Source organism: Candidatus Arsenophonus nilaparvatae (assembly GCF_045346035.1).
Classification (GTDB): domain Bacteria; phylum Pseudomonadota; class Gammaproteobacteria; order Enterobacterales; family Enterobacteriaceae; genus Arsenophonus; species Arsenophonus nilaparvatae.
The window spans coordinates 78,093-97,688 of record NZ_CP158508.1 but is presented as its reverse complement, the minus strand read 5'-3'; the positions used below and the strand labels follow the sequence as shown (position 1 = coordinate 97,688).

Genomic DNA, 19,596 nt, shown 5'->3' with positions numbered 1-19,596 from the left:
TCATATTCTTGATTATTTGCAATTTTTATTGGTTTATATAATAAATTGTCTTTATTTAGCTATTTTTGAGATATTTTAGTAAGCGCAAAATTCATGGATGTTTAGTTTCTGTTCAGGAATAGGGGGTATTATTGGGTTACATTATCTGATTTTCTAAAGTCCAAATTGGGATCTAATAGATATGGAGAACATGAATCAATCTACTAACGATTTTTTCCAAGAGATAAGATATTAGTAGAAATCAACTAGTATATTGTCACACTATATTAACTTCACACTTGAGAAACTAAATCTCCTCCTTTTACATTAATTTAACGAGAATTTTCAGAGTAAGTCAGATATGTTAATTTATTTAAGAAATTTTCTATTGGCTATTTACGGAGCAATAGGTATATTGGGATGGTATAATTTTATTGAAAAAAAAGAATCAGTTGATGTTCAATGCGATGTTTTTTCTTCGGACATAACGATTAGATATTCTAGATTTGTTTTACGTTTTTATTCAAGAGAATTATTAAGGGAGTTAAAATTTATCTTAGTTAATAATGAAATGACTGATGAAAATAAAATTAATACAATGATATTAAATGCCCTAGAAAATAATATGGAAACTATTATCAGCCAGTTTAATTTCGTTGATACTCCAATAAAAAATCTTGGTAACTGGTATGCCGATAATTTTGATTTTAATAATTTTCAAAAAGAAATTATTACTATAATGTTTGATCCTACCTTAAAGGTTGATGCGAAAATACAAAATATTTCTGATCTTTTAGAAAGTTATCATCTAAAAATAGTATCATTATTAATGAATAAATTAAGAGGTAACACTACAAACGGGCGACAGGCCAACCAGTCTGGCGCAGGCTATAGCCGAAATAGGCCGTGCTGATAAAACTATCCATATGCTGACTTACCTCGACGATGAAAACAAACGTCGAAGAACGTTGCAACAGCTCAACCTTGGAGAGGGTCGCCACGCAGTGGCCAGAAATGTCTTTCATGGTAAGCGGGGAGAACTGAGACAGGCTTACCGTGAAGGGCAGGAAGATCAGCTTGGATCGTTAGGTCTGGCGCTCAATATTATTGTTCTGTGGACCACGATTTACATGAATGCAGCAATTCAGCAGCTCAGGCGTGAGGGTTATCCGGTTCTGGATTCAGACGTTGAGAAACTTTCACCATTACAGTGTGGGCATATCAATATGCAGGGGCGTTATTCATTTACGGTACCGGAATCTGTCAGTAAGGGAGAGCTGAGAGCTTTCAATGAAGATGCATAATTTATTGATTAATAGTTTAATGGCTATTTAAATTGACCACTTAACGGCGTTTACTGTTCCTCTGCTCCCCAAACCCCATATTACCCAAGCAACAAGTTATTTTTGATTTCATCTAAAACTTTTTTTTCTTCTGGAATATCTTCTTTTTTTGTAGGGTTATCTGACTTTGAGATCAAAGCCAAAACGTTATGCAATTGTTCAAGATTAAAATTTTCATCTAATAGACAGGAGATCATATTGGGCAATCGATGATCAGCTAAATGCAAAGCCAAGCCTGATAAGAAACATTTCCTCAGAAAATCGCCTTTTTTGATTAACGGTTGATCAAGCATTTCATCGGCGAATTGGTCTTCTCTGAAGGAATCTGGATGAATATGTACAATGATTTTCTTTCTTTTATCACGCATTTAATCGTCCCCTAAAATCATATTAGCAATCGATTTGACTAAGGCAAATTGCGAATCAGGAACTTGATATATCTTGTTCTTTAAATGTTCAAAATCTTTAACAATTTTATCTTTAATTAAAGATGAACCCCCGCCGATGAGATAAATTCGCTGAAATTCATTAAACGTTTTTAGCTTACCGGATACCAATACCGATAAATTATTTATAGCATCTTCAGTTTCTGATTTTATCATGTCTAATTTTTGCTGCTCTCGATTGACCAACGAACTTAAAAACGCATATTTTTTATAAAAAATATCTAACATTAAATTATTAGCAGAAGCGTAACTTAAGCCGATATTCGTCTCGGATTTAACTATTTTTTGTATTCTTTTAATAACGGAAGAAACACCTAATGACGGCTCGGCAATAACATGCGTTAATTGTCTGAATTTTCCTAAAACAACACCACAATCTAACGTTGTTCCGCCTAAATCTACAATAAGAGATGATTCATAATCATTAACGTCGTCATGTTTAAACCTTTCGTGCAAAGCGGTTAAAGATTCAGGACTAACATGAACTTTTTTTATTTTGAAGGTATCTTTGTAACCTTCTCCATCATGATATTTTATTTCTCTTAATAAATTAACCTTCTTCCTTTCTATATTTTTTGCGTTCTTTTGACGCTGTTCATTGAAGAATTCGCATAAAGGTAATGTCACATATAATTCTATTTCGCAGGGCGTTAAATCGGTATTCAGTAAAGCATGATGAACCGAGAGCAAATTTTCATCGCTATATTGATAATTAACCGTTGTGGTTTCGCTAGCGTTATTAATCCCATCGTTAAAAGAATAACGTTTGCCCTCTATTTCATAGTTATAAATGTTTTGTCCAAAAGCAAAATTCCAGTTTCCCGCTAAAAATGAGGTTTCTGTTATTTTTGTCACTAGCTTTTTTTGCTCATCAGCGTAAGCCAGCTTCACGAAAGTAGAGCCATCATCACAAAATATCTTTTTCATAAAACAATCCTTATTGGTATTAATTTAATTACCAATAGTAAACCAAAAATAAAAATAAAAACACAAAATAAACCCAATTTGGTTAAATAAATAAAACCAGATAATGAAAAAATAAAATAATAAAACCAATATGGTTTTATTTTGGTGTTACTTTTTAATAAGAAATTTATTTAATTTCGCCAACTCTTTGGAGGATTTTAAATGCAGTGGCTTTTTGTTTTGGTGAAATGTTATTCCACTGCCGATATGAAGTGATGACGTTATTTAAAAACGGACTTCCCAACTTGTTAATGTCCGATATTTTTTCCACAGAGCCGCATTCTCTGCATGAGCAATTAATTCAGATTCCTTCATTTATCTTTATTTCGCCTTGCCAAACGTTGCAAATTATCCTCAACATCCGCTTGGGTGACAACGCCTGCTATCTGGCCGTCTTTGTCATAACGAAACGCGCCTAACTGGATAAGGGCGCGATAATCAGCGTGATGTCCAATACTCCCTAAACAGGCGCTTAAACGCCTTCTGGCTAGTGGTAAGCCTTTTCCCTTCACTTCTTGCCACATATCTTGCTGGATACCCACTTTCATCGGACACAACTTGCTATCAGGAAAAAGATTAGGCCAAAACGTAGTTATCTGTGAGATGGCTTCCTCTAACAGCAATCGCTTTTTAGTTACCGTCTTGAAAGTCAACCTTAAAAACTAAAAATAACCCATGAATTTAATTCTATAATTTTAGGTTAATTCCGCTTCCTCGCCCGTTCGCTTGCTCTCGGACTCCGGTGAGCGGATAGAGTTAGCTTAGAGGAGGTTTTGTCGCTTAAAGCCAAAACTGGGTTTGCGTTATCATCCGTAAATTGATTTTAAGCCACCTAGGAAGCCCGTAGCACCATTTTCTCTATCTAAGACATCCAAAGTGCCACCTAAAATCTAAGATGGCTCAAACTCGATTTTATGAATTCAAAGTTGGGCTTGAGTAGTTTTGGTCATAAGCTAGACCCGTTTTCAATACTCCATAGCACAGGTGAACTAATTTCCTCATTGCTGCACCTAGAGCTGACATTTTTGACTTACCTCTTGTTAATAGACGATCATACAATGACTTAATATGTCGGTTATGGCGTATTGCTGTTAGAGCTGATAAATATAATTTAGCGCGAATTTCAGATGGTCCTATTTTAGATAGATGGGCACGCCCGTTAACAGAGGTACCTGATCGGCGTTCTACAGGCACTAATCCTAAATAAGCAGCCGCCTGCTCAGCACTATTAAAATCATGACCGCGTAATACCATCAGCATATGACTTCCTACTTGAGTCCCAATTGATTTGATTGATGTCAGTAACTCCATGTCTTTTTTCAACTCAGGATGGTTATTGATATGCTTGGAAATCTCAGATTCAATAGCCAATAACTCTTTTTCTAATACTTTTATGCACTTAACAAGTGATTGCCTAACAACTTTTGGCGTAGGCGTTGTTAAGGTCTTTTCCTGACGGTTTTGTTCACGTAATAAATCAGCTAAAAGCGCTTCTCGACGTTTGATTAATGATTTCAATGCTCGAATTTCTAGTGATGGAGCTATCCATGCTGAAGGCTTTTTTAGCTCCCCATAACAAGCTAAAACGAAGGCATCCACTCTATCTGTTTTAGTTAAAATACCCATGCCTTTTGCAAACTCTCTTATACGATAAGGATTTACGATGGAAACATGAATACCCATATCATAAAGTTCGGTGCAGAGTTGTTCGTGATAAGTTCCTGTAGATTCAAGAGTAATTCTTACATCTTCGAGTAAGCATTTTTGTGTTTTCAGCCACTCTATCAATGTGTTAGCTGAATGTTGATCATTTTTAATGACTTTGTTTTTTGTTTTCCCTCAATACCCTTAGCTAACAGGCAGATATCTAGCTTTTTTTTACTGACATCTATTCCGATTTGATACATGAGAATACTCCTTTCACATAATAAACCATCATGCCTATTCCCCTTGTACATACAGAGTCAATGCTCTCGGTAACCGTTCAATCTAAATGCTGGCATGAAAGGAGAAACAGAGGGCTTTAACTAAAAAACAAGGTTGTCCCATTGGCGGAGTCACAAGCTCACTCTGTTTCATGTGATGGTAGCTAATCATCACAAATAACAAGATACAAGGCGGTATGGGTGGTTTTGGTGTTTTAACCTTCACTTCCTGTTTAGGTTTAACGACAGGTTTCTTGGGTTGCTGTTTTGCTACTTTGGGAGGATGAGGCTTTTTTACCTGTTTTTTGGGCACAGCATTGACCCATACCTTTTTACCGTAAACGGGGTTACTTGAGGTTTGTTCTTCTGGTGAAGCCTTTCTTGGGCGATTGAGACTTAACTTTTTTCGTTCCGTCATCGTTTAATATTTAAACAGGTTACTCATTTCAGTATCAGTGAGACCCGTTGATAATTTCACGATATCTCTTTCTACGCCTTTTTCAAGAAGTTGGCGCGCTATCTTCATCGAAGCCTGTTTTTCACCTTCTTGAATGCCTTCAAGTTTACCTTTTTGCATCCCATTTTGTTCACCAATTTGAATACCCTTTTGAATACCCATTTCTTCAATTTGTTGAGCAATAGTCATAAGTGCTCCTTCGTGTTTTTCTGATTGTTTGGCTATCTCAGTGATAAATTCCATAGGTTTTTTTGCATTACCTTCCTGGATGAGATAGTTAAACAGGGTGATAATTTGATTATCGGTATAATAATTATACGACAGCAGTGTCACAATTTCATCAAGAAGCTCTGTCATATCCCGTCGGCGAATGTGCTTTTGTATCAACTCTAACAAAGCTATTCGCCTATGTTTCATAATCTCACCGTCTTCGAGTGTGGTGACATCTGCCAACTTAAACGGTTGCGTATAGATACGTTCGGCGAGTTTTCTGTCATGAAAACAGTCCAGCCAATTCGTGCTATAGGGGTGAGGGCTTTTTTCACCTGTATAAAACAGGATGGGGAAAACTAACGGTAATTGCTTATGTCCATTCTCTAAATGTTTATGCATTGCCGCCATACTATAACGCATCAATCGCCATGCAATGAGCTTATCAGGGGTGGATTGAGCTTCAATCAATACATAGATATATCCGCTTCCTTTCGTGGTGCTGACTGAATAGAGAATATCACTCTGATAGTTTTTCATTTCACTATCGACAAATGACCCTGATTCTACTTTTAAGCTGTCTAAGTCACACAGGGCTTTAATCTCATCCGGTAGCCAAATATCAAAGAAATCTTTAGCCGTCTCTTTCTCACTTAAAAACTGCTTGAATACGGCATCATGCGGGGTTGGGGTAAATTTTTTAGTCATTAAGGTTAATGCCTTGTTTTACCTAACTGTGGGTTATTGAACAGGTTATCACAATGGCATAAAATTTTACTGTTAAGGTAATTATTTTCTTCTTCCAGATTTCTTTAACGTTAAAATTTCTACGCTCGCCGCAAGTCTGTGACCGAGCGGAGCGAGTGAGCAGACGAGGAAGCGGAATACACTATTAGCAAAAAAGAAATGCGGTCACTCAGTAGTAACATATTTTTCAATTAAGGGTTTTTGTTAGAAGAAAAGTTATCAACAGGGGTAACGCTGATTAAAAAGATTATTTTTTTATTATAAAAGATTATCTGCCTTTGGGGGTGGATTTATTATTTTATTTTTCTTTTTTTTTCAATAGTTTACGATATATCTTTATTGTTTTTTTTACATTAAAAATCAATAACTTATAAAGTTAGTATGTCGAGCTATTACCTTCTTATTTATTTTACTGAATAAATATAACTTACTGTATTTACTTATTTTATATGTCATTAAACTACTTTTTATTATGCTTATTCTGTATTTTTTTCTAATCTCCCGTGTTTGCGTCCGCGCTATCCCGTGTTTTTTATTGAAAATTAATTGATATTTTGACTTAACTAGATATAATAACTTAAATGACTTATATGGAGTTTTTTTGATGAATAAACCAAAAGGTCATAAGCGAAATTTATTAAAACCTTACGATAAAGAGATGAGAGAAATGCGAGAGAGAGGGTTTTCTTTTCAGCAAATATCAGATTTTCTTTTGACTAAGAAGATTATTGTATCAAAAGATACAGTGAGGCTTTTCTTAAAATAATCTACTGCCCCTCTCACATATCAATATTCAAGGGGCAGTAAGACGGCCAACTAACCTATTCAGGAGGTTTTATGTTAGCAAACAATATGATAACTATTTTTAAGCTTCTTTTCAAAAGAATTATTGAAAGAGGCTAAATAAATAATGAAAAGTATTTGGGAAAGAACACAAAACATAGCCAATAAGATTGCAGAAAAAAAAGATAATTCAATTAAAAAAACTAAAGAATCAGAAATAAATAAGCTCATATCTAATGGAAATGATAATAATTCAGATTATAACGATAACGTATATAAGGAAATATACTTGCCAATTAGTAAAAAAACTCAAATTCCTGTGCCTAATACAATATTGAGAAGCGCATTATTTGGTGTTGTTGCTAAAGGCACTAGAAAATTTGAAAAAAGTGTCTTAAAAGCCACAATTAATGGATATCAAGTTAAATATACCGGAGAACAGTTAGATCAATCAGATCTTGATGTTTGGTTAGAATGTTTACAACGTTGCCAAAAAAAATCACTAGGGAATAAAGTAATATTTTCTTCTAATGATTTTTTAAAGAGTATTTCACGTAATACAGGAAAATCTGATCATGAATGGTTGAAATCTGTCTTTTTAAGACTAAGGGTTAGTGATATTGAAATCTCAGATGGAAAATATACTTATGCCGGAGGTTTAATTTTTGAACATTATAGAGATGAAGAAACTGGTAAAAATATTGTTGTTTTGAACCCCAAAATAGTAGCTTGTTTTGCTGATTATGCTTGGACTGGGTTAACGAAATCCTTACGTTTAAAACTAAAAGGAAAACCATTAACACAGTGGTTATATAGCTTTTATAGCACTCATGCAAAACCATTGGCTATCAAAGTTCAAACATTAAAATATCTTTGTGGTAGTGAGCGGCGTGAGTTAAGAAAATTTAGATATGATTTAAAAAAATCTTTATCAGATCTATCTGAGATAACTGGTTGGAATTGTATAATTGATCAAACAGATAAAGTGATTGTAAACAAAAATAACACTCTATTGCAGTGCTGATAACACTGCAATAGAGCTAACCCAAACCCTAAGACAACTAGGAGTTGAGCTATGCGAAATAGTACGCATATTGCACGCATAATGAAAGCGTGTGACATATCAATCGAGCAGCTTTTGAGCTTTGCTCACACATCAAAACACCTTACAACCCGTCAACGTGAGTACCTTCGTAGTATCGGAGGTGCGGTATGAACTCCGAGATGATAAAATTCTTTTTGAGTGGTGGTGTTCCTTCTGGTTTTGTTGATAGTGAAGGCAAAATCGATACCAATGTCAAAATGACAGATTTACTCTATTTGCTGATTCGTTTGCCTGAAATGGGAACGCTATTAGAGAAAATTCATACTGAAAGATCCCCTTTTTTCGTAATATGCCATTTGCCTTCTGATTTCAAGAAATCGCCCACCGTTTGGCAATTTCATTTTTTACCGCTTTTTGGTCACGATAAGGAGTACTTAGGCACGTTCTTCCACGCCCACGAGTTCCTGTTTTTATCACCGTTGGAATATGTCGATGGCATGCAGCCTTATGCGGTTACCACAGAAAAACCTAACAAGTTGTTTACTGCTAAAGAGTGGGAAGTTCTGTTTTTAGCGTTGCATCGCTTGAATAGCAAGGAAATCGCCAGACGGTTAAATATTGCCACTAGAACAGCAGAAAAACACATCAACATTTTATACGAGAAGGTCAACGTCCATTCTGCTTGTCAGCTAAGAGCTTTTGGCAAATCGAAAGGCTTTAACCGCTATATTCCTTTTGAATTATGTAATTCCGATGCTGTTAGCTCGAATTATTCTTGTGAATTTTGATGTTTCTATATCATCTATTGTGTGTGGAGACATTCAAAATGAAAGAATTTGAAGTCAATGAATATCTTGAATTGTTGCCAAAACTTTCAACAAGAGAAATCCAGATTTTGGTAATGACCTGCTCTGGTTTTAGTAGAACAGAGATAGCGCTTGAGTTGAATGTGAGTCTTAATACCGTCAATTCGCATTTCAAAAACGCGCTAAAAAAATATGATTTAAATACTTACGCTCAATTGCAGTCCCTATTTTTCTTTAATTTTTTAAGGAATTTAAAAAAATTACGTTAGTTTTTTAATGCAGTGTGGCTTTATTGGGGGCAGATTAGAGATCGGAAAACTGCCCCTTATTTTTATTTGTTATTTTTTGTTTTCATTAATAACCAATAAGCTATTCCCGATGTTAAAATAGAATTTAAAGAAGGAATGCCAAAATTAAATATTACCCCAACAACAGTACCTATAATACAGGCAATAATAGCCGACCAGCCAATGAGTGGCGTAGAGGAATCGTCAGGTAATAACCCTTTTTCTCTGGTTTCATCTAGTATTTTTCGACTCGTTTTCAAAATATAATAATCAACCAGCATCACACCGGCTATTGGTGGAAAAATGACACCAAGCATAGAGAGGAAATCAACGAAATGATTTAAGATGCCCGCCATTGATAATGCTGTACCTGCTAATCCAACGCAAATTGTTAGTTTAAAATAATCCCATTTCTTTCCAGTGAAAGCATGAAGTGCATTGGCTAATCCTAAAGATGCTGAGTATAAATTAACATCATTCACTTTAATGACAGATAGTATAATTGAAGCTAATCCGATAACTCCTGCATTACGAGTCATAATGGTCACAATATCAGCAGTATTAAGTCTATGTGCTATATATATTGATATACCATTTATAATAAATTCGCCCACTACAATACATAATGTTATCATCCAAAAGAGATGATTTTGATTTTTACAGTAACGACTAATATCAGGCGTTGTTACTGCGCCTACCATAAAACCCCCAGCAACTACTGTTGCAGCCTGAGTGATACTTAAGTGAGATGTGTTTGAATAATTTTGAATAATAATATCGTTTTTAAAAATTAAGAATAAAAAAATATATAACATAACCATAAAAAATAAAGGCACGGCTATTTTTGCTGTCCATGCTAACGCTTTAAAGCCAGAAGCGACTAAAAAAGTCAGCAATATGCCTGAAAAAAAAGCGATTACGCCAGAATTAATTTTATACTCTACTGCATGTAGTATGCCTTTCGTAAAAATAGTATTTTGGACACCAAACCAACCAATTAAACTAATGACAATAACTAAACTTAATAGTACTGAACCGATACGTCCAAATCCACAATATTTCGCTAATAAGCTAGTTGAAAGCCCTTCTTTCATTCCAGCAAATCCAAGGCCAAGACTTATGAATTCTATAATTAAACTCCCTAAACATGTGGCAAGCATAGCGTTCCAAAATGTCATACTATGACCTAAAGTGGCTCCTATTATGAATTGGGGTAAAGTTGTTGCCATTCCCATCCTAACTAACGTTACGCTAACTAAGCTCACTTTGGCTTTTTCTGGGATTCTATTGAGCGAGTAAATGTCATCAAAATTCTTTTTCATTATCCTTATTTCCTTTAGATGGAAGAGAAAGGTAGCCCGAAAATCGATTAATGGAATAATTTATTTACTATAGTTTATTAAGTAAAATAACGTTCTACCTGATATTCAGGTACTCTAATTTTATATAATTAACTAAAATTTAATATGAATATAAGTTACTGTAATTTAGTTAATCATTTATCATAAAATTATATTAGTAATAAAGGAATTAATACGATGACTAATAATGAAAATGATCTAAAAAAATATATATCCTCACCGCAATCTCTAATTTCATTCATGGAACACAGTCAAGCTTTTTGGGGAATTAAAGATTTAGATTCAAAATGGATATATGCGAATAATTCATCACTAGATTTTTATAGAATAGAAAAAGGATTCAATATAGAAGGAAAATTAGATAGTGAAATACCAATGCCTTCTCAGGAGATCAGCGAAGATTTAGTTCGTGCTGATCAGGATTGCATGAACCGTAAGAAAAGAATCACTTCAATAGAAATTCATTACTATGGAAAAAATAACATAGATACTCCAATTCCTAGCCTTTGCTATAAATCCCCTTTGTACGATGATAATGAAAATATAATTGGAGTAATTTGGCACGGAGAAAAAATTAATGCACCTGAATTGTTATATTACATGGACAGATTAAATAGAAATACTATTCAATTTGACGCACCTAATGATCTTTTTACCAAAAGAGAACTCGAAGTCATCTTTTGGGCACAACAAAGACTTGGCATTAAAGAGATAGCTAGACGATTAGATATCGTACCTCAAACAGTAGAAGTGCACATAAAAAATATTTATAGAAAAGCGGATGTACATAATTCAATTCAGTTAGTTGAGTATTGCAAGCATGAAGGACTTGATCGATATATTCCTGCTGACTTTATTCGTAAAGGTGTACAAATTATGGCATAGATTTTTTATCTACCTTAATTTCAGGTATTCCTACTTAATTAAATCTTATTATATTTAAATTAAATTCATTACAATTATAAATAATAATCAAATACTCCATTCTAATACCAGGGAAATATTGAAACATAGCAATTTAATCACGTTATATTTTGACGATTAATAGTTTTTATTATCAATAAAAAAGAAATATAAGTCTCGATTAATTTTTGTTGTTTTTAAAACCCCAAAATCTAAAAATTTAGAAATGAATATCAACGAATGCAGGAAAAGGCTGTTTAGTTAACTGTCTTTATAAAAAAACTGTAAATTGGTTATTTTTTAACCGAAAAATCACCTTTTAGGTGATACCAAGTCCTAATTTTTTGAGGCATGATGTTGTCAACGAAAAACGATGCCGGAAAGGAATTAAATATGTTCAAAGGTTTGTCTAGAAGAGGGAAAAGTATTTATATCGGTGCTGATGTTCGAGACAAGCTAGACAAGATTGTGCTCGACATCGGTCATTATGTAGGAAGACCTGTGACAGTTAGTGAATTTATCCGCTATTCGGTTGAGAAGTGCGGCGATGAGATAAGGGATAGGCTCAAGGAAATTTTAGGAAGTGCAGAAGAAAGGAAAGAATCTGGGGAAATATAAGTTTGCACTGAAATAAAAATTAATTTTTGGGGTAACCTTTCAAGAGGAAATAAATAAAGCAAAAAACGAAAAGCAATCTATTTAATCAAGTGTAAGAAGTAGAAACTTATTTAATTTAATCATTAACCGTTTTAAGGAGACTTAAATGAACGGCAAGGTCACTTCATGCCTAAAAAACCCTTTCACTGTGGGTGCGGTAGCTATCCGTAAGGTGTTAAAGCAACAGCAATCATTATTCACTCTGACGTTTTTTGGATTGTTAATCTTTATTCCTGCGATGCAGGTTTATGCGGATCCACCGACAACCGGGGATTTATTCAGTGGCGGCAAGGAGGTGGTGAAAAGCACCTTTGGTAAGGGCTCAACCGTTGTCTGGATTTTGTACGTACTGGAAATTTTGGCCGCGATTTTTGCTTATGTAAAAACTAAAAATCTAGCAGTGTTTGGCGGTATTGCTGCGGTGATTGTCTTTGTTAACGTGGTCTTCGGGTTGATTTAAATGGATGCCGCTTCTCGCTATCAGTTTCCGACCACGCTCACCCATCAACGTCGTTTTTGTGGGCTGATGATGGATGAGGTGGTGGTTTATTTGCCGTTAATTATCTGCGCGATTTTCGTCAATATGTGGATATTTGCGCCCGCCTTAGCCATAGCTTTTGTTGGGCTTCGCAGGCTTAAGCAGGGCAAAGGGTCAAGTTATCTGTTGGGGCTGGCGTACTGGTGTCTACCGACTTCCATTATGCGTTTTTTTATCACTGTTTTACCCGAGAGTTTCAAACGGTACTGGATAGCGTGAGGGGCGTGCATGGATTATCAACTGCGGAAATCATCACAAAAGCAATTAGCCATCGGGGTCGTGACCTGTGTGGTGATAACGGTGTTAAGTTTAGGTGTTTGCTACCGACTGCTGATGCAGAACAGGGAATTGACTTCTCAGCTTCTTAACAATCATCAAACGATTGTGACCCCAATGGTTGCCCACGAAGGTTTTAGTTTTTACGGTACGCGCGGTGATGCGCGTTATCTTCGCCTGATGGCGTTGAGTCTGCTTAACCTGCGTCTGAATGTCTCCGCGCAAACCATCAAAGATAGTCATGATTTGTTGCTGGCTTACAGTGATACCCATTTACGCGAAAAATTAATCGAAGTGTTAGCCGAAGAGCGCCAGCGGATGGCTATCAATGAAGCCAGCTCTACCTTTTATCTGAAGGAGGTTAAGGTGAGTCCCGATACTGGTGTGGTGGACATTACCGGCGAATTGCACTTTTTTTACGGCATTAAAGCGGTGGAGCCGGTCGATAAGCACTATCGTTTGCGCCTCGAGACCCGCGACGGGGCATTGAAACTAACGGATTTTGTGGAGTTGCCGGCATGAAAAAACTGCTTTTTTGCTTAAGTTTTATGTTGATTTCCACATTCATTTGGGCAGAGAACCTGACTGTTACCCCTCATAGTGTGGTGCGACTTTCCGTGAGCAATCGTGAACCCAATGTGATTGCGGTGATGAATGACCGGATAGTGGAAGCCAATAGCACCTCCGGCAAGCTCGCCGATAAAAAATCCACCGGCAGTGGGGCACTGATTTTTACCACCGAAGAAACCGCGCCGTTTTCGCTCTACATCGAAACCGAAAAGGGGTTTGGTTTTACCGTCAATGCCATCCCCGTCAAAAAATCCCAGGGCATCAATGTGAGTGTCATGAATGCTGAGGCGAAAGCTGACGCGAGTGCTCAAGAATGGGGAAAAACCAGCGATTCTTACAGTCAGTTTATCACTCGGACTTTAACGGCAGCGATAAACGACAACATCCCCTCTGGTTTTGTTAAGAATGGTCGTGTCAACGTCAACTGGTCAGCGTCGGCATTCGCTAACTTCCGCTTTCGGGACAGTGTGAGCTTTCAGGGTAAACAGTTTCGGCTATTGCGGGTGAATATTGAGAACAAAACAACCCAGCCCATTCAGTTAAATGAGCGGGTCTTCTGGGTTCCACAAACGATCGCTATTGCGTTTAATCCGACCGTTAACACCTTGCGACCGCATGAGCAGGTTACCTTGTTTCTTCTGATTAAGGATAAACCGCAATGAACATCAATCATTTTATTCGCAAAAATCAAAAGATGTTATTTGGCGGGATAGGGGTCGCGGTGGTGGCGATTTTCACGCTGCTGTGGTGGATAAACAAACAAGCCTCAGGCGTTGAACTCACCGCCACTGATAGCACCGCACAGTCAGGTAATCCTTCTGTTCAGGAGCCAGATTTAACCGGTGCGGTTACCAATACCTTTGATAGCAAGGTGCAAGGCAATGTGGTCACCGATGCCCAGTTAAGCGAAAGAGAAAACCGCCAGGCAATGGCGGGACTATTAAAGGAAATTCAGGGGATTAAGCGCGATTTTGATGCGGTTAAAAATGAAAATAGCCAATTGAAGGCCAATGTGGGTCAGCTTCAGGCTGAAATTCAGAGCAATAAAAAAGCGATGGAGGGGGATGGCAGTCCAACACCAGGAGTAAGTCAAGTAAATCATCCTCCTCAAATCGCGATCCTGCCACCGAAAGGCCAGCTTGAAAGTACCCGTTTTACTTATCCAAAAAAAGAAAATACGCCATCGGGCTTTTATGTCCCCTCGGGGACGTTTTCAACCGCCATTGTACTGGAAGGCGCGGATGCCAATGCGTCAGTGAAAGGCGAAACCAAAAAAGTCGCCATGCAGTTTAAATTAACTGGCCTTGCCCATCTACCTGGCAACCAAAAGCTCGACAAATTAACCCATTGCTTTGTCACCGCCTCTGCCTGGGGTGAGATTTCCAGCGAACGGGCAGAAGTGAGACTCGAGCGTCTGTCGTGTGTCATTAATAACAAACATATTGACCAGGTGGTTGAAGGACATGTCGGTTTTTATGGCAAAAATGGTATTAAAGGCATACCCGTTATGCGAAATAGCACTATGTTAGGCCTTGCTTTTGGCGCAGGGGCATTAGGCGGTTTGGGTAACGCCTTCTCACAAATTGGCAGCACTACCGTCGGTATGGGCGCAACCCATCAGGCCACCACTCAGGAAGTCGCCAGACAGGCATTAGGCAGTGGCGCATCAACGGCAGCTAATAAACTAGCGGACTACTACATTGAGCGTGCCGAGCAATATCATCCGGTTATCCCCATTGGCGCTGCCAATCGCGTCGAAGTGGTTTTCCAGAAAGGCTTTAAGGCCGAATTTATTGAAGATTTGGAAGCAAGAAAAGCGGCTGAGTCACCTACCCAACTGGCGAAAAACGCCAGCAACAGTTTAAAAACCAACCTTCCACCGGAGTTGCTCAATCAGTTAGGCAGTGCCGCCTCAATGGATTTATCCGATTTTGTCACACCCACAAAACCACCGTCAAATAACGGAGGCGTGAAGCCATGAATACGTTAGCGCAGAGAACTATCATCAAACACTCACTCCTTAATAGGGTGAAAACAAAAAGCAACAACATTTTGTCGGTTAGGCAAAAAGTGTCAGTCGTTAAAAGAACCGCTCTGCAGTGCTTACAATTAGTATTGAATGTCAGTCTTTATTTTCCAATAACGTTTATTTGGCTCACAGTCGCGTTTGCATTAAGCGGTCATTTTTCAATGTCCTATCCCTTTGAACCGGATGCGATGTACTTAACGTTCGATAAAGTTATTGACCTACTGACACCTGTTTTTCGTCTGTCCGTCGCCATCACGTTAATCATTTGTCTGTTGCGTCAGACGGCCGTGATTTATCAAGAAAAATTTAACAGAAAGGAGTCAACATGATGTTGAACTGTCGGGTATGGATTATTAGCGGTATTGTGTTGCTCTCTGGCTGCGCTGGCATGAATAGCGAGTTTGAATTTGGCAAACCTGCCAAAGATTCCGGTTACTGGATGAGTGAGGCCGATGAGATGACCAATACTGCCAGTTATTCAGTCGCCCAATATAAAGGCGAGGTCGTCAAGTCCGCTAAAGGATTTACGCTATCGGCTTATCGCTTAATTCAATTAAACCCGATGCAAACAGCGGTAACATTTTTAACTGAGCGCGCGATAAGTGCAAATAATCCAAACTCAATGAAGGTTAAATCACCTGCATCACGCTGGCTAACGAACAACGTCATCGCACAATCCCCTGCTGCGTGTCCGGCAAGTCCTTGTCTGGGAGAAGTGACTACCCCCTCTCGGCAAGCTGAGCGTATCACGCGCGCCTGGATAGCGCCTTATGTGTCACCCGATGAGGTCGTCCATGCTGGCGAAGTGGTTTATTTCGTGACCACCCCATCCAGCTGGGCAAATGTGGAGACGATTTGATGTTAAAACACGTCAATCCGCTTAAAATCATCGAACTGGTGGGTAACGCCCTGATGGAAAAAGACACCACCCGTGAAACAGCAAAAAAGCTCGAATCGATGGATTATCCGCATTTGCGCGACCTGTTGCCGTATCGGGATTATGACGGCGACCATCAGCTTTTTATTAACCAGCAATCATTAGGATTTTTACTGGAAGCGCAACCCTTAATTGGCGCGAATGAAAAGCTGGTCGAATCACTGGAAGAGCTGGTGAAAAACAATCTGCCACGCGATATTCCACTGCAGGTGATTTTACTGTCCAGTCAGACGGTGTATGAGAAATTAACCACTGGATTGCGTGATTTCAGCTGGCAAGGGAACCGTGCTGATGAGTGCAATCAGATAACGCAGGGGTTTTATCTGGATGCGGCGCGCCATCAGTTTGCCAATCAACAGAATCTACCGTTGACGCTCAGAGATTATCATCTGTTTTTTGCCTTCTGCCAGCCATGGAAGCGGATAACGGAAAGTGAAATCATTAAAGTGCGTGAAATCCGCCGTAACCTGTTAAGTGCGCTCAATGCCTCGGATATTCATGCCGAAAATGCGTCAATCACCCGTTTTTTGCAGATGATGCGCGAAATGATTAACCCGGATACAGAAAGATTAACACCGTACTCATCGCAGTGGATAGAAGATAAAGATATTAATCAGCAGATTGTGCAGAACAATACCTGCTACTGGTTTAAGCCTGGCTATGTGGAAATTACCGGACGCAATGAAGAAGACAAACCGTTTTCCACCCGCGCCATTCACTTTAATCTCGACAGTAATCCCAGAGAGCACTATCTCTGGCAAAACGGCAATATTATTTCTAATCTGCTCAATCCGCAAAACGGCATCCGTTGCCCGTTTGTGATGAGTTTTATCATTCAAACCGAAGACCAGTCCCGTAGTCAGGGTGAAGCCAATAAGCAGTTTCTGGATTTGGAGCGGAAAGCCTCCTCGTCTTATGCCAAATATATCCCGTCAACCAAACGCCAGCACGCCGAATGGAAAAGTCTGCGTGAAGGCTTGCTCTCTACCGCGACTTCACTGTCCGGATATTACTTTGGGGTCACGCTCTTCTGTCGTGCTGATGAAGAGGAAGCCGCTAAAGAAGCCGAGCGCACCAAAAAGCCTTTTCGATGCAGGGACTCAATATGGTGAGAGCGGATTTAATGCAGATGCGCAATTTCCTGGGGCATTTGCCTTTTGCCGTGGGCGATAATCCGAAGCTCTGGAAAGACTTTTTAAAAACCGGAGCGATTCAGCGAGCAGAATCCTTTCAAGCGGTCAATCTAATGCCAATTATCGCCGATAACAAACTCAGTCAGGCAGGGATAGTATTCCCGAGTTACCGCCATCAACTGGCGTTTCTGGATATTTTTGATGGTAGTTTACCAAATACCAATTTCAATTGGTTTGCATCCGGTACCGCAGGGGCGGGGAAATCGGTGCTGGCACAAACGATTGCCCGACAGGTGCTAGATAGCGGCGGTTATTTGTCCATCTTTGATATCGGCGACAGCTACAAAGCTTTTTGCCAGAGTGTGGGGGGTACCTACATTAACGGGGAAACCTTGCGCTTTAATCCGTTTGCTAATATCACTGATATCACCTTGAGCGCTGAGCGCATTCGTGACCAGTTGTGCATTCTGGCCAGTCCCAATGGATTGATGGATGAAGTGCATGAATCACTGATACTGGAAGCGATTACCGAATCCTGGCCTGACAAAAAACAGGATATGCGTATTGATGATGTGGTGGCATATCTTAAAAACCATCGCGGTAAAATCGAGGCAGCCAGTCGCATCACCGGTCGCATTGATGAAATTCTGGTGCTGCTAAACAAATACACCACCAAGGGAATATACGGCAAATACTTTAACAGTAGTGAACCGACCCTAAAGCCGGATATGCGCTTTGTGGTCACCGAACTCGGCGGCTTGAAAGCCAATCGGGATTTGCTTATGGCGGTGTTGTTTACCTTAATGCTCTGGTCAGAGAATTTGATGTACAACACACCACGCAGTTTACGCAAAATGAACATCATTGATGAAGGCTGGAAGCTGCTTGATGCCGAAAGCCCCAAAGTCAGGGCTTTTATCGAGGAAGGTTACCGTACCGCCCGTAAACATAATGGTTCATTTGGCACCGTGACTCAGGGTATCCGTGATAAGAACCTAAGTACCGCGTCACTGGCGTGTTATGACAATAGCAGCTTTAAATTCACCATGATGCAAGACGTCAAAGCCTTTACCACCTTTCAAAAAGAAGAACCCTCCACCTTTAACGAGATGGAATGGGCATTAATCCAAAAGTTTCCTCCCGCCAGTCGTGCCGGATTTAGTGCGGTGCATTTAAGCGTCGGCGGTTACAGCAGTTTTCATCGATTGATGCTCGACCCGTTAAGTAATGAGCTTTTTTCCTCTCGCGGTGATGACTTCACCTATCGGGAGATGCGCCTAAAGGAAGGGGCAAATATCAATGACATTATTTTTGAAATGGCGCAACAGAAAGACCCTGCGTTATTGGCGAAATTAAAGCAGATAAAGCCGTGAGAAAAGGAGGTGTGAATTGAACATCATAATCATCATGGCGTTGATAATCATCGCGTGTTTGGGTGTGCTTCTCAAGTTACATCCGCAGTCAAGGTGGCGCTGGGTGATTCAGGTGGTGCTGGTAGTTGCGATGACCACTGAGTTTTTCATGATTTCAACAAGTATTCGGGGTATCACCCAGGTATGTCATGGGATAGGGCTTTAGTGAGCGTTTGTCATATCAATTAACTTTTTTGGAGAAACTCAACATGCAAAAAATAATTGCATTGCTCACAGGATTAACGAAAACGCATGCAATAAGTAAAGCGATCAACTCCGGTTTCGCTTCGTTTTTCATGCTGTTGGTGTCTTGTTTTTATACCGTTGGGGTAGGGGCAGGCGGGATATCGTTCAACGCCGTCACCCAACTAATAAAACAAAACCCTAACCTTGAAATCCTGGCGTTTTTTTGGGGGATGACCCTGACACTCTGGATTTTAGGTGTTTTTTGTTTGGGCTTGGCAATCGTTGAGTATTTTAGCCAAAAAACAACAAAACCTCACTGGATGAAAGTCTGGTTAAAGCCAAACGCTGATTTTAAATGGATGGGTAACATGCTGTATGGGTCAGCGATAAGTTTGCTGATGGTGGGATTCACTGCTCGCAATCTCGGGCTGGATGTCAGTCAAATTCAGCTGTTCGCCGTTAACACCAATCTACCCTCATCGCTGATATTTTTCCTTTCTTTAGGGCATGCAGCATTAGTGTCTTCAGGTTTATTTGCCCTATTAGGCGTAATAGATAACCTGCTTGCGCTGAAAAAGCCTGTCAAAAAGGCTTAACCGC

Annotated in this window: 24 protein-coding genes and 2 pseudogenes; 19 read left to right on the top strand and 7 right to left on the bottom strand. The window is 39.0% G+C overall.

Going from position 1 to position 19,596, the window contains the following annotated elements:
* Positions 1-367 precede the first annotated feature (367 nt).
* Positions 368-892, top strand: a complete 525-nt coding sequence (locus WH390_RS15005; protein WP_395971553.1) for a hypothetical protein — start codon at positions 368-370, stop codon at positions 890-892.
* Positions 828-1,283 (top strand): annotated as a pseudogene (locus tag WH390_RS15000) (Tn3 family transposase); the annotation flags it as partial. The gene WH390_RS15005 and the pseudogene WH390_RS15000, both read left to right, overlap by 65 nt.
* 80 nt (positions 1,284-1,363) lie before the next feature.
* Here the strand turns inward: WH390_RS15000 and WH390_RS14995 are convergent.
* From WH390_RS14995 to WH390_RS14970, 6 genes and pseudogenes are all read right to left on the bottom strand, one after another.
* Positions 1,364-1,690, bottom strand: coding sequence for a plasmid partitioning/stability family protein (locus tag WH390_RS14995; RefSeq protein WP_032116590.1), 327 nt, complete (start codon positions 1,688-1,690; stop codon positions 1,364-1,366).
* Positions 1,691-2,695 (bottom strand): plasmid segregation protein ParM domain-containing protein, encoded by a 1,005-nt coding sequence (gene parM, locus WH390_RS14990; protein WP_032116591.1) that lies wholly within the window; start codon positions 2,693-2,695, stop codon positions 1,691-1,693.
* Positions 2,696-3,045: 350 nt separating this feature from the next.
* A complete protein-coding gene (locus tag WH390_RS14985; RefSeq protein WP_238565720.1) occupies positions 3,046-3,291 on the bottom strand; it encodes a ProQ/FINO family protein in 246 nt (81 codons plus the stop codon).
* A 355-nt stretch (positions 3,292-3,646) separates the two neighbouring features.
* A pseudogene (locus WH390_RS14980) lies at positions 3,647-4,641 on the bottom strand (IS110 family transposase).
* Positions 4,642-4,723: 82 nt separating this feature from the next.
* The gene (locus WH390_RS14975) at positions 4,724-5,077 is read right to left on the bottom strand and encodes a hypothetical protein (protein ID WP_032116594.1); all 354 of its coding nucleotides are present in this window, start codon (positions 5,075-5,077) and stop codon (positions 4,724-4,726) included.
* Between the two features lie 3 nt (positions 5,078-5,080).
* Entirely contained in the window at positions 5,081-6,034 is a 954-nt protein-coding gene (locus WH390_RS14970; RefSeq protein ID WP_395971549.1) for an Rpn family recombination-promoting nuclease/putative transposase, read from the bottom strand.
* 643 nt (positions 6,035-6,677) lie between these two features.
* On the opposite strand from WH390_RS14970, the gene WH390_RS14965 reads away from it, so the two are divergent.
* From WH390_RS14965 to WH390_RS14945, 5 genes are all read left to right on the top strand, one after another.
* Positions 6,678-6,839 (top strand): hypothetical protein, encoded by a 162-nt coding sequence (locus tag WH390_RS14965; protein WP_395971547.1) that lies wholly within the window; start codon positions 6,678-6,680, stop codon positions 6,837-6,839.
* A 144-nt stretch (positions 6,840-6,983) separates the two neighbouring features.
* Positions 6,984-7,880, top strand: a complete 897-nt coding sequence (gene trfA, locus WH390_RS14960) for a plasmid replication initiator TrfA (protein ID WP_395971545.1) — start codon at positions 6,984-6,986, stop codon at positions 7,878-7,880.
* Between the two features lie 51 nt (positions 7,881-7,931).
* Positions 7,932-8,072 carry a hypothetical protein gene (locus tag WH390_RS14955; protein WP_406850758.1) on the top strand — a complete coding sequence of 47 codons (141 nt, stop codon included), beginning with the start codon at positions 7,932-7,934 and terminating at the stop codon, positions 8,070-8,072.
* Positions 8,069-8,689, top strand: a complete 621-nt coding sequence (locus WH390_RS14950; RefSeq protein ID WP_395971543.1) for a helix-turn-helix transcriptional regulator — start codon at positions 8,069-8,071, stop codon at positions 8,687-8,689. Before WH390_RS14955 ends, WH390_RS14950 begins: the two co-directional genes overlap by 4 nt.
* Positions 8,690-8,727: 38 nt before the next feature.
* A complete protein-coding gene (locus WH390_RS14945; RefSeq protein WP_395971541.1) occupies positions 8,728-8,976 on the top strand; it encodes a helix-turn-helix transcriptional regulator in 249 nt (82 codons plus the stop codon).
* Positions 8,977-9,038: 62 nt separating this feature from the next.
* Here WH390_RS14945 and WH390_RS14940 read toward each other — a convergent pair whose 3' ends face one another.
* Positions 9,039-10,316, bottom strand: coding sequence for a purine-cytosine permease family protein (locus tag WH390_RS14940; protein WP_395971539.1), 1,278 nt, complete (start codon positions 10,314-10,316; stop codon positions 9,039-9,041).
* A 216-nt stretch (positions 10,317-10,532) separates the two neighbouring features.
* Here WH390_RS14940 and WH390_RS14935 point away from each other — a divergent pair, with 216 nt between their 5' ends.
* The 12 genes from WH390_RS14935 to WH390_RS14880 all read left to right on the top strand — a co-directional run bounded on the left by WH390_RS14935 (position 10,533) and on the right by WH390_RS14880 (position 19,592).
* On the top strand, positions 10,533-11,240 hold the full coding sequence (locus tag WH390_RS14935) for a LuxR C-terminal-related transcriptional regulator (RefSeq protein WP_395971537.1): 708 nt from the start codon (positions 10,533-10,535) through the stop codon (positions 11,238-11,240).
* Between the two features lie 411 nt (positions 11,241-11,651).
* On the top strand, positions 11,652-11,876 hold the full coding sequence (locus WH390_RS14930; RefSeq protein WP_406850757.1) for a hypothetical protein: 225 nt from the start codon (positions 11,652-11,654) through the stop codon (positions 11,874-11,876).
* A gap of 145 nt (positions 11,877-12,021) precedes the next feature.
* Positions 12,022-12,375, top strand: coding sequence for a type IV conjugative transfer system pilin TraA (locus WH390_RS14925; protein WP_395971533.1), 354 nt, complete (start codon positions 12,022-12,024; stop codon positions 12,373-12,375).
* Positions 12,376-12,672, top strand: coding sequence for a type IV conjugative transfer system protein TraL (gene traL, locus WH390_RS14920; RefSeq protein ID WP_395971531.1), 297 nt, complete (start codon positions 12,376-12,378; stop codon positions 12,670-12,672).
* A 9-nt stretch (positions 12,673-12,681) separates the two neighbouring features.
* A complete protein-coding gene (gene traE / locus WH390_RS14915; protein WP_395971529.1) occupies positions 12,682-13,251 on the top strand; it encodes a type IV conjugative transfer system protein TraE in 570 nt (189 codons plus the stop codon).
* Complete coding sequence (locus WH390_RS14910) at positions 13,248-13,961, top strand: type-F conjugative transfer system secretin TraK (RefSeq protein ID WP_395971527.1); 714 nt, start codon at positions 13,248-13,250, stop codon at positions 13,959-13,961. Before traE ends, WH390_RS14910 begins: the two co-directional genes overlap by 4 nt.
* A complete protein-coding gene (locus WH390_RS14905) occupies positions 13,958-15,280 on the top strand; it encodes a TrbI/VirB10 family protein (protein WP_395971525.1) in 1,323 nt (440 codons plus the stop codon). Before WH390_RS14910 ends, WH390_RS14905 begins: the two co-directional genes overlap by 4 nt.
* On the top strand, positions 15,277-15,657 hold the full coding sequence (locus tag WH390_RS14900; RefSeq protein WP_406850756.1) for a hypothetical protein: 381 nt from the start codon (positions 15,277-15,279) through the stop codon (positions 15,655-15,657). Before WH390_RS14905 ends, WH390_RS14900 begins: the two co-directional genes overlap by 4 nt.
* The gene (gene traV, locus WH390_RS14895; protein ID WP_406850755.1) at positions 15,654-16,187 is read left to right on the top strand and encodes a type IV conjugative transfer system lipoprotein TraV; all 534 of its coding nucleotides are present in this window, start codon (positions 15,654-15,656) and stop codon (positions 16,185-16,187) included. Before WH390_RS14900 ends, traV begins: the two co-directional genes overlap by 4 nt.
* Positions 16,187-17,377 carry a TraC family protein gene (locus tag WH390_RS14890; protein WP_395971519.1) on the top strand — a complete coding sequence of 397 codons (1,191 nt, stop codon included), beginning with the start codon at positions 16,187-16,189 and terminating at the stop codon, positions 17,375-17,377. The genes traV and WH390_RS14890 overlap by 1 nt, the downstream gene beginning before the upstream one ends.
* On the top strand, positions 17,371-18,771 hold the full coding sequence (locus tag WH390_RS14885) for a hypothetical protein (RefSeq protein WP_406850754.1): 1,401 nt from the start codon (positions 17,371-17,373) through the stop codon (positions 18,769-18,771). Before WH390_RS14890 ends, WH390_RS14885 begins: the two co-directional genes overlap by 7 nt.
* Positions 18,772-19,019: 248 nt before the next feature.
* Positions 19,020-19,592, top strand: coding sequence for a hypothetical protein (locus WH390_RS14880; RefSeq protein WP_395971515.1), 573 nt, complete (start codon positions 19,020-19,022; stop codon positions 19,590-19,592).
* Positions 19,593-19,596 lie beyond the last annotated feature (4 nt).